General features: G+C 72.9%; 11 protein-coding genes. 5 read left to right on the forward strand and 6 right to left on the reverse strand.

From position 1 onward, the window contains the following. The first annotated feature begins 65 nt into the window (after nt 1–65). A complete protein-coding gene (locus tag ABZS40_RS27495) occupies nt 66–1334 on the forward strand; it encodes an Ig-like domain-containing protein (protein WP_354946386.1) in 1269 nt (422 codons plus the stop codon). A gap of 64 nt (nt 1335–1398) precedes the next feature. Here the strand turns inward: ABZS40_RS27495 and ABZS40_RS27500 are convergent, their stop codons facing one another. Further along, nucleotides 1399–2415: an SMP-30/gluconolactonase/LRE family protein gene (locus ABZS40_RS27500; RefSeq protein ID WP_354946387.1), complete on the reverse strand. Its 1017-nt coding sequence runs from the start codon at nt 2413–2415 to the stop codon at nt 1399–1401. 182 nt (nt 2416–2597) lie between these two features. Here ABZS40_RS27500 and ABZS40_RS27505 point away from each other — a divergent pair, with 182 nt between their 5' ends. Then, nucleotides 2598–2984 (forward strand): STAS domain-containing protein, encoded by a 387-nt coding sequence (locus tag ABZS40_RS27505; RefSeq protein WP_354946388.1) that lies wholly within the window; start codon nt 2598–2600, stop codon nt 2982–2984. 79 nt (nt 2985–3063) lie between these two features. On the opposite strand, the gene ABZS40_RS27510 is transcribed toward ABZS40_RS27505, so the two are convergent. Continuing rightward, nucleotides 3064–3456 carry an FKBP-type peptidyl-prolyl cis-trans isomerase gene (locus tag ABZS40_RS27510; RefSeq protein WP_354946389.1) on the reverse strand — a complete coding sequence of 131 codons (393 nt, stop codon included), beginning with the start codon at nt 3454–3456 and terminating at the stop codon, nt 3064–3066. Nucleotides 3457–3673: 217 nt separating this feature from the next. Between ABZS40_RS27510 and ABZS40_RS27515 the strand changes: the two genes are divergently transcribed. Continuing rightward, nucleotides 3674–4615 carry a TerC/Alx family metal homeostasis membrane protein gene (locus ABZS40_RS27515; protein WP_354946390.1) on the forward strand — a complete coding sequence of 314 codons (942 nt, stop codon included), beginning with the start codon at nt 3674–3676 and terminating at the stop codon, nt 4613–4615. 159 nt (nt 4616–4774) lie between these two features. Here the strand turns inward: ABZS40_RS27515 and ABZS40_RS27520 are convergent, their stop codons facing one another. From ABZS40_RS27520 to ABZS40_RS27535, 4 genes are read right to left on the reverse strand one after another with little or no spacing between them, the layout of a single operon-like run. Then, nucleotides 4775–5335, reverse strand: coding sequence for a hypothetical protein (locus ABZS40_RS27520; RefSeq protein WP_354946391.1), 561 nt, complete (start codon nt 5333–5335; stop codon nt 4775–4777). Continuing rightward, nucleotides 5332–5853: a DUF6286 domain-containing protein gene (locus tag ABZS40_RS27525; protein WP_354946392.1), complete on the reverse strand. Its 522-nt coding sequence runs from the start codon at nt 5851–5853 to the stop codon at nt 5332–5334. The genes ABZS40_RS27520 and ABZS40_RS27525 overlap by 4 nt, the downstream gene beginning before the upstream one ends. A 1-nt stretch (nt 5854) precedes the next feature. Then, on the reverse strand, nt 5855–6235 hold the full coding sequence (locus tag ABZS40_RS27530; protein ID WP_354946393.1) for an Asp23/Gls24 family envelope stress response protein: 381 nt from the start codon (nt 6233–6235) through the stop codon (nt 5855–5857). After that, complete coding sequence (locus ABZS40_RS27535; protein WP_354946394.1) at nt 6232–6423, reverse strand: hypothetical protein; 192 nt, start codon at nt 6421–6423, stop codon at nt 6232–6234. The genes ABZS40_RS27530 and ABZS40_RS27535 overlap by 4 nt, the downstream gene beginning before the upstream one ends. Before the next feature lie 164 nt (nt 6424–6587). Here ABZS40_RS27535 and ABZS40_RS27540 point away from each other — a divergent pair, with 164 nt between their 5' ends. Beyond that, nucleotides 6588–7463 (forward strand): hypothetical protein, encoded by an 876-nt coding sequence (locus ABZS40_RS27540; protein ID WP_354946395.1) that lies wholly within the window; start codon nt 6588–6590, stop codon nt 7461–7463. A 295-nt stretch (nt 7464–7758) separates the two neighbouring features. Continuing rightward, the gene (locus ABZS40_RS27545) at nt 7759–9027 is read left to right on the forward strand and encodes a hypothetical protein (RefSeq protein WP_354946396.1); all 1269 of its coding nucleotides are present in this window, start codon (nt 7759–7761) and stop codon (nt 9025–9027) included. Nucleotides 9028–9152: the final 125 nt, after the last annotated feature.

Here is a 9152-nt window from a genome sequence, read left to right on the forward strand (position 1 = left end):
CACGAATGGTCCCGTCAAGCGAGCAAGAATGTGGCGGAGGGAAGTCGAAAACGGGGGGACTGAACATGACGTCTAGGCGGCGATTGACGCTGTTGGCGGTAACCATCGCAGCCGCACCACTCGTCCTGGGTGCGTGCACCGCCGACCGGGGTTCGGCGACCGGCTCGGCCAAGAAGCACGCCGCCCCACCGGAGCTCGCTGTGACGCCAGGGGACAAGGCCCGGGACGTCCCGGTCAGCGCCGAGGTGGGCACGGTGGTCAAGGGTGGGCGGGTCACCGGTGTACGCCTCACCGACGACAAGGGCAAGCAGGTCAACGCAGAGCCGCGCGAGGACGGCTCCGGCTGGGTGCCGAGCGCCCCGCTGCAAGCACGACGGACCTACACCGCCGAGGTGACCGCGACCGGTGACTCCGGTGCCACCACCACCCGTACCACCACGTTCACGACGATGGCCAAATCGACCAGACCGCAGATCACCAGCACTCTCTATTTCAACGGCAATCGGACGTACGGCACGGCGATGCCGGTAACTGTGGCGTTCGACCCAGGAATTCCGAAAGAGGCCAGAGCGGATGTGCAGCGGCGGTTGTTCGTAAAGACAAATCCACCGCAACCGGGTGCCTGGTCGTGGCTTGAGGATGGAAGCCAGGTCTATTACCGTGCTCCCGATTTCTGGAAGCCCGGGACCACAGTCAGTGTCCGGGCCGGTCTGGAGGGTCTGCCGATCGGAAAGAAACTCCTCGGCGACGCCGAGCGGACCGCGACCTCCAAGATCGGACGCCAGGTCTCGCTGGAGATCGACAACGCCACCAAGCAGATGACAGTGCTGCGCGACGGCAAGCAGGTCCGCAGGATCCCGGTGAGCCTGGGTAAGCCGAGCACGCCGAGTTCCAGCGGCAAGATGGTGATCATGGAGAAGCACGAGCGGGTCACCTTCGACACCCGGGGTGAGCCGGACGGCGGCTACGTGGTCGACGTCGACGACGCCCAGCGCTACACCTGGGGCGGCGAGTTCATCCACTCCGCCCCCTGGTCGGAGGGGGACCAGGGCAACACCAACGTCTCGCACGGTTGCGCGAACGTCTCCGCCACCGCGGCCGACTGGTTGATGGGGGTGACGCAGGTTGGTGACCTGGTCACCGTCAAGGGCACCGAGGTGGAGCTACAGCCGGGCAACGGCTGGACCGCGTGGAACGTGAGCTGGGACGAGTTCGCCCGGGGCAGCGCCCTGCCGGTGCCGCCCGGGCTCAAGCCCGCGCCGGTCGCCCCGGCGCACCCGGGCGCGGTGGCCGGCGGATCGCCCGCACCGGCGCCCTCGGTCAGCGGCCGCTGAGACACCACCCACGGCAGGACAGGGTCGGCCCGCCACGACGGCGGACCGGCCCTGTCGCCGCCCGTCACCCCAGGGGTACGCGGGCCACCCCGGAACCGGTCAGGCTGCCCAGCCAGAGGTGGTCGCCGTGCTGGCGTACCCCGGTGATCATCGGGTAGTTCCCGCTCGGACCGTGCAGCGTCCGGCGGACCGTTCCCGCGTCGTCGACCAACGCGACCAGCCCGTAGCGGCGTGGCTGCGGCTGCATCGCGTCGGGCAGCAGGGCGGCGATCTGGCGCAGCCGCGGATGGGGCAGCAGCCGTTCGGCGATCGGCACCCGAGGGCTGGGCAGCGCGATCCAGTACGTCCCGTCGCCCACCGAGGCGAGATTGTCCGGGTACGCGGGCAGGTCGGCGAGGACCCGCACACCGCCGCCCAGCTCGACCCGCAGCAGGCGGTGGGTGCTGGTCTCCACGAGCATCAGCGCCGACTCGTCCGGGGTCAGCGCGATCCCGTTGGGGAAGTACAGCCCGTCGGTCACCACCTCGGTGCGGCCGCTGCCCGGATGGTGGGCCAGCACCCGCCCGTTGGGGCGGTGCTCCAGCAGGTCCCGCTTCCAGTGCGAGACCGGAAACCGGTCGGAGCTGTCGGTGAAGTAGATGGTGCCGTCACGGCCCACCGTCGCGTTGTTGGCCAGGTGCACCGGAGGTGCCGTTCCGGTCAGTTCGCGTACCGCGCCGTCGGGCGTGACCCGCAGCAACCCGCGGTACGCGTCGCAGACCACCAGGGCCTCGCCGGACGGGTCCAGCTCGATGCCGAGCGGACGGCCGCCGGTCTCGGCCAGCAGCTGGGGCGGGGTGCCGGCCAGCGCGTCGACCGGCCACCACCAGAGCCGACCGTCCTCGTCGCCACTGATCACCCGCCCGGCGCCGTCGACCAGCACGTCCTCGGGGCCGACGGCGCCCGCGGGGAGGGGCAGCAACTCGGCCTCGTCGAGCCGGCGGTCTGTGGGGGCCCACGCCCCGGCCAGCGCCGGAGGGCTGGTCGCCGGCTCGCGGACGGGGCGGATCAGCCGGGGCGGCCGGGGCCGAGGGATCAGCATCGACCTATTCTCCACCCGAATGCCGGCCGACCCCCGGGTTCCGGGCCCGCGCGGCGCGCCGCCCGCGCCCCTGACTGCACCCCGAGAGGGAGGTGGGGCACCTCCGGGTATGCCCCTGGGCGTACCCGGAATCACTCCCTGGAGGGGCGAAAGTGTCGGTGGTGCCGGCTAGATTTCTGGGCATGGAAGAGCACAGCGACCGGCTGGACGTGCAGGTCAGCGTGGGTGACCAGATGGTCCTCGTGCGGGTGGCCGGCGAGGTCGACATCGCCACGGTGGCCGCGTTCCGGTCTGCGCTGTGGTCCGCGCCGGCCCGCCCGGTGCTTCAACTGGAGTTGTCCGGGCTGCGGCTGCTCTCCGCCGCTGGCGTTCGCACGCTGCTCGCGGCGCACCTGCGCGTGCGGGCCTGCGGTGGCGAGCTGGTCCTGGTCGACCCGAGCCCGGTGGTGGCCCGGGTGCTGCGCGTCAGTGGGCTGCACCGCGTGATGCCGATCCTCGAGCTGGCCTCGCCGACCGAGGCCGCGCGTCGCCCGGTGGTCGCGACCACGGACCTGCAACTGGCCGCCTGACGCTGGTCGATCGAGGTGGGCCGCCACCATCGCACCGGGCACGGGGCCGCCGGCGTGAGCCGGCGACCCCGACAATCGGTCAGCGAACGCCGAGCAGGTCGACGACGAAGACCAGCGTCTCGCCCGGCTTGATGACGCCGCCGGCACCCCGGTCGCCGTATCCCAGGTGCGGCGGGATGATCAGGCGACGGCGACCGCCGACGCGCATGCCGGCGACGCCCTGGTCCCAGCCGGCGATGACCTGACCGCCGCCGAGCGGAAAGTCGAACGCCTCGCCCCGGTTCCACGACGAGTCGAACTCGCCGCCGGTGGAGTGCGACACGCCGACGTAGTGCACGCTGACCAACTGGCCCGGCTCGGCCTGCGGGCCGTCGCCCACGGTGATGTCCTCGATCACGAGGTCGGCCGGCGGTGCACCCTCGATCGGACCAACCTCGGGCTTGCCCGACTGGGCGCCTGCTGCCTGGGTCATGCGGGGATCTCCTGCCGTGTTGGGTGATGTGTCCGGTCACCGTCGATCCTGCCGGATCACCCCTCACCGATGTGCGGCGGACCCGCAACCTGCGCCGCAGCCCCGTACCCCGACTTTGGTGGACCGCCCGTTACCGGGTGGGGCGTTCACCTAGGCTCGGAGAGGGCCGGCCGGCCTGGTGACGGGCGGTGCACCGTGGTCGATGCGGAGGGCGTCGGTGGCTGAGGCGACGGTCGCGGTCCCGCTCTGGGCGTGGGCGGCGGTCGGCGCGGTGATCACGGTGCTGCTCGCCGTGGATGTGCTCCTGCACCGGGACAACCACGTCATCGAGCTCCGCGAGGCGCTGCTGTGGAGCGCCGTCTGGATCGGCGCGGGTCTGCTGTTCGGCCTGGTCGTCTGGTGGGGCCTCGGCGGTGACCCGGCCATCGCGTACTTCTCCGGCTACCTGCTGGAGAAGGCGCTCTCGGTGGACAACGTGTTCGTCTTCGCGCTGCTCTTCGGCTACTTCCAGGTGCCGCCGGGCTACCAGCACAAGGTGCTGTTCTGGGGTGTCGTGGGCGCGCTCGTCTTCCGGCTGCTGTTCATCTTCGCCGGCGCCGAGCTGTTGGACCGGCTCGCCTGGGCCGGGTTCGTGCTGGGCGCGTTCCTGATCTGGACCGGCTGGCGCCTGGCCGTACGCGGAAAGCCGGACGTCGACCCGGAACGCAACGTCGTGGTCCGGCTGTTCCGGCGGCTGGTGCCCACCGACGCCCGCTACCACGGCGACCGGTTCACCGCCCGGGTGGCCGGCCGGCGGGTGGCGACGTTGCTGCTGGTGGCGCTCGTCGCCATCGAGGCCACCGACGTGGTCTTCGCCATCGACTCGGTGGCGGCGATCCTCGCCATCACCACCAACACCTTCCTGGTCTGGACGGCCACCGCGTTCGCCGTCCTGGGGCTGCGCAGTCTCTACTTCTGCCTCGCCGGCCTGCTGCGGCACTTCGGCTACCTGCGGTACGGGCTCGCGCTGCTCCTGGCCTTCGCCGGGCTGAAGCTGATCCTCGCCGAGACGCCGGTCGGCAAGCTGCCGGTCTGGTTGACCCTGGCCGTGGTGCTGCTGACCCTGGCGGTCTCCATCGGCGCCAGCACCCTGGCCGCCCGCCGCCGGACCGACGGCTGAGCCGCCGAACCGGCTGGGCCGCCAGGTCAGCCGACCAGCACCGGCCGGGACAGCTGGTCGGCGAGCAGCGCGGGCGCCTCGGTCAGGGACGGCACCAGGACACCACCCGCACCCGTGAACCGCCGACACCGATCATGCCCGTCGGGTCGGCGTCGGGGGTCAGGGGTGGCCGGGCTCGATGCGGGCGGTCACGTCGAGATGCGCGGGCTGGCAGTCGGTCGTCGCCGCGAACCGGCGGACCGCGGCGCGAACGTGCTCGCGTACGCCGGCGGCCGGCGCGTCGGCGGTGAGGTCGACCCGGATCCACACGTCGGGGTGCGGTGGCGCGCCGGTGAGCACCACCCGTGCCCGGCGTACCCCGGGGTTGCCGCTCAGGTCGCGTACCAGCGCGTCGGCGAGAACGTCGGTGGCCAGCCGGGTCCGGCCCGGCCGGCGTCCGTGGTGGCTCAGGGTGCCGCGCAGTGTCTCGTCCGGGCCCCGCAGCTCCCGGGCCAGCAGGCGTTGCCCGGCCAGCCCGAACAGCGCTCCGGCGACTGCCGCGGCCACTGTGCTCCACGGCGCGGCCAGCCGCCACCTGTCGACCAGCTCGGCGCTGAGCAGCACCGCCGCCGGGTCAGCGCCGGGCAACGTGCCGAGGCTGGCCGTCAGCGCCGCCGCGCCGCCCGCCACCAGCAGCAGCGCGATGATGGTCCACAGCAGTCGGTGCCCGGCGTTGGTCACGCCGGCCGCCGACGAGGCAGCAGCCGGACGTCGATCCGGGCGGGGCGGGGCGCGGTGAGCTGGCGCAACTCCTGGTGCACCGCGAACTCGATCTCCGCTCGGGCCGCCGGGTCGCCGGTCGCGCGCACCCGGGGGCGCCACTGGCCGCCGCGCCGTCGGACCCGGACCCGGGCGCGGCGGACGCCCGGCACCGCGCTGGCGGCGTCAGCGAGGCGCCGTTCCACACAGCGCCGGTGCAGGTACCAGCCGTCACGCTCGTCGGCGCGCAGGCGCACCGGCGTCCAGCGGCGCAGCTGGGCGACGAGGATGGCCAGGCCCAGCAGGAGAGCCCCGCCGGCCACGGCCCGGACGGTGGGGTCGCGCCAGCGGGTGCCGTTCAGCGCGTCGAGCCAGCCGCTGGTGTCGAGCGGCGTCGGTCGGTGCAGGGCGAGCAGCAACGCCTGGACGGCCGCGGCTGCGCCGCCGAGAAGCAGGGCGGTGGCCAGCAGCAACGAGGCGACCCGGTTGGCGGTGCGCATCTCAGCGGTCCTCCGGTGTGGCGGTGCCGGCGCCGGAGGAGTCGACGCCGGGGACGAGCAGGTCGTCCACGGTGACGGTCACCACCGCCACGCTGAGCCCGGTCTGGGCGGCCACCCGGTCGGTGACCACCGCCCGGACCGTGTCGGCGATCGTCGGCACGCTGTGCCCGTACCAGGTGATCAGGTGCAGGTCGAGTGCGACGGACCGCTCGTCCAGGCGGACCGCCGCCGGGCGGACGACGGACACGCCCGGCACGAGGCTGGCCGCCTGCACCACGATCCGCGCGACGTCCGCAGTGTCGCCCGGGCGGCGCTCCTGACCGGTCGTCCCGGCGGCCAGTCCGGTGCCGGGGTTCGTCCCCGCGGACGGGCGGGTGGTCATCGCCGCCGCCGAGCGTCGGCGCGGCGGTCGCCGAGACCGGTCACCGCGAGGTCGCCGTCGAGCACCCGGACGACCAGCCAGCCGAGCACGCCGGCGAGCACGGCGAGGGCGGCCACGCCGACGCCGGCGAGCGCCCAGACCGCCACGGCGAGGAACCCGGCGAGGAAGCCGAACTGCTGTCGCGACATGGTCACCTCCGGGCCGGTCCGGTACCGGCGGTCGCTGGATACACCCGGCGGCCATCCCTGGAACGTCGGCGCTGCTGTGATCCCGGTCACACCGGAAGTCGGTGGTCCATGATCGACCACCTAGACTCGGCCCGGCTCGACCGACCGGCGGATGGATCAGGCAGATGACGAGCACCGGGAGCAACGACCGCGGCTGGCTGCGGGCGATGCCCGCAGAGGCGGGGCGCGACGCGCTGCTCAGCCGCGCCGGTCACCGGGTCCTGGCGGCACGCCGGCTCAGTGACCTCGTCCAGGGCCGCCCACCGGGTGTCACCGGCAGCCAGTGGACCTCGGCGAGCCGCGCCAGCTTCGACTTCGTGGTCTACGCCGCCGACACCGGCCACCCGGTCGTCGCCGTGGAGATCGGCCCGGTGCCGTCCGCCGGCTCGGCGGAGCAGCGGTTGGAGCGACTCAAGGACGCGGTGAGCGCGGCCGTCGACCTGTCCGTGCTGCGGATCGGTTCGCCGACGCTGAGCGCCGCCGAGCACGGCCGCCGCCTGGTCGAGTACGTGATCGACGCGCGCGCCTACGCCGCGGGCGGGCCCACCGCCACCGGAACCGAACCGGCGCCGGTGGGCTTCCGGGACATCCTGGGTCGGCTGCCGAACGGGCGTACCGGGGCGGTCAACGACCTCGGCGCGCTGACCCGCGCGGCGGCGGTCGAGGCGTACGTGGCCGGGCAGGTGGCCGACCCGATCGTGCGAGGGCTGCACGTCCGCTGGGTGGACGGGCCGGCACAGGGGTGGAGTTGGGTGCAGGTCCGCCCCGACGCGTGCCTCATCGAGCAGGTCTCGGTGACCGAACACCGGTTCTCCTGCGGCATCGACGCGGCCCGGCTGGCCGAGGACCTCGCCGCCGTCGCCGTGGGGGAACGACTGCGGGACGACTCCGTCGCCGACCTGCCGTCGCGCGCCGAGTGGACCGCGCAGATCGCCGCGCTGAGCCAGCGCCGCCACGAACTGGTCGGCGGCTTCGCCTTCGACCACCTCTGCGCCGACTGACCAGCGCCCGTTTCACCTGCTGATCCCTGCTCCGCGCCGGCTCCGTGTCGGGTCGGGGCAATTTCCTGTGCGTCTGTTGAACCTTCCCGGCCGCCGCCCCGTACTCCTGCGCGAATGAACAGGATCTCCCCATCCGCGTCCACCGGGCGCGGGAGACGGTGCGGAAAGGGCATCGTCGGCCATCGACGCATTACCGGGTAGGTCACGGTGGGTCGCCACCGCGGCGTGCCAACTCACATCCGTCGGTCCGCCGAGGGCAGAAATCCACTACCGGATCGAGAAGGAGAGCAATTCGATGCGCAGGTCCACTCGGGCGCGCCGGCCTTCCGGCAACGCGCGGAGCAAGCGTCTGCTGGCAGTTGTCGGCACGCTTGCGGTCTTCGGCGGAGTTGTCGCCGTGACTCAGATTTCGTCGGCCCAGGACCGGCGGACAAATAAGCCACGTCCGGCTTCCGGGCAGTGCGTGGAGCCGAGCCCGGGCGCGACCGCGCCGACTGGCGGCGGCTCGACCAGCCGGACCTGGCAGAACGGTCGGTGGGTGCGTAATCACTGGGGTGACGGACAGCAGTCGGTCCCCGAGTGCGAGGACGGCAAGGACGGCACCGTGGGCACCGGCACGGCCATCGCCTGTCCGGACGTGGCGGCCAAACTGCCGCAGGTGCCGAACCGGGCGCGGGCCGAGGTGGACCGTAACCTCGCCCAGTTGCAGACCCAGATCGCCGAGGCGGACCGCCGACTCGCCGCCGAGGGCAACAAGGGTGAGGCGTTCATCCGCAACGCGATCCTCCAGCCGTTGGCCGGCAAGCGCCGCGCCGTGCTGGACCGGATCACGACCGCCATCGACCGGGCCGGACCCCGGCCGCAGGGCCTCGCGCAGCTCGCCGAGTGTCAGGTGCAGCCCACCGGCGGCACGGGCGGCAACAACGGTGGCGGCACCACGCCCACCACCACGCCCACCACCACGCCCACCACCACGCCCGGTGGCGGCAACAACGGCGGTGGCGCCGAGCCCGGCGCCGGGCTCGGCGTGCTCGCCAACGACTGCGACGAGAGCCGGCTCCAGCCGCACGACGGTTTCCAGAGGGGCGACCGCTGCGTGAGCACCGAATTCGGTGAGGTCGGGGCGGCGGCCAACAACCCGTCGCTGCTGATCACCCAGTTCCCCGAGCAGGTCGGCCAGAACCAGCCCTTCACCCTGCGGGTCAGCACCCGCAACCTGGTCCGGGACCGCTTCCTGGCCGCCGGCCAGGGTGGCTACTACGTGGAGAGCTCGCTCCTCAACGACCAGGGCCTGGTCCGAGGTCACTTCCACACCGCCTGCCGGATGCTGGACAGCGTGACCGCTCCGCCGGAGCCGCAGGAGGTGCCCGCGTTCTTCGTCGCGACCGAGGACGGTCGCGGCGGCGCCCAGCCCGACGAGGTGACGATCCAGATTCCGGGCCTGCCGGAGTCCGGTACCGCCCAGTGCTCCGTCTGGGCCGGTGACGGCTCGCACCGCCTGCCGATGATGGAGCGGGCCAACCAGACCCCCGCCTTCGACTCGGTGCGCATCGACGTCAACTGAGCTGACGTACGACGGCGGCCGGCCACCCGGCCCACCAGCAGCTGATTGCCCGCAGCGGTGCGCTGCACCGCCGCTGCGGCACCGGCGATGTCGGGCAGCGACTGCAGCGCGGCGTCGATCTCACC

This window comes from Micromonospora sp. NPDC005324, from assembly GCF_040607155.1.
GTDB lineage: Bacteria > Actinomycetota > Actinomycetes > Mycobacteriales > Micromonosporaceae > Micromonospora > Micromonospora trifolii.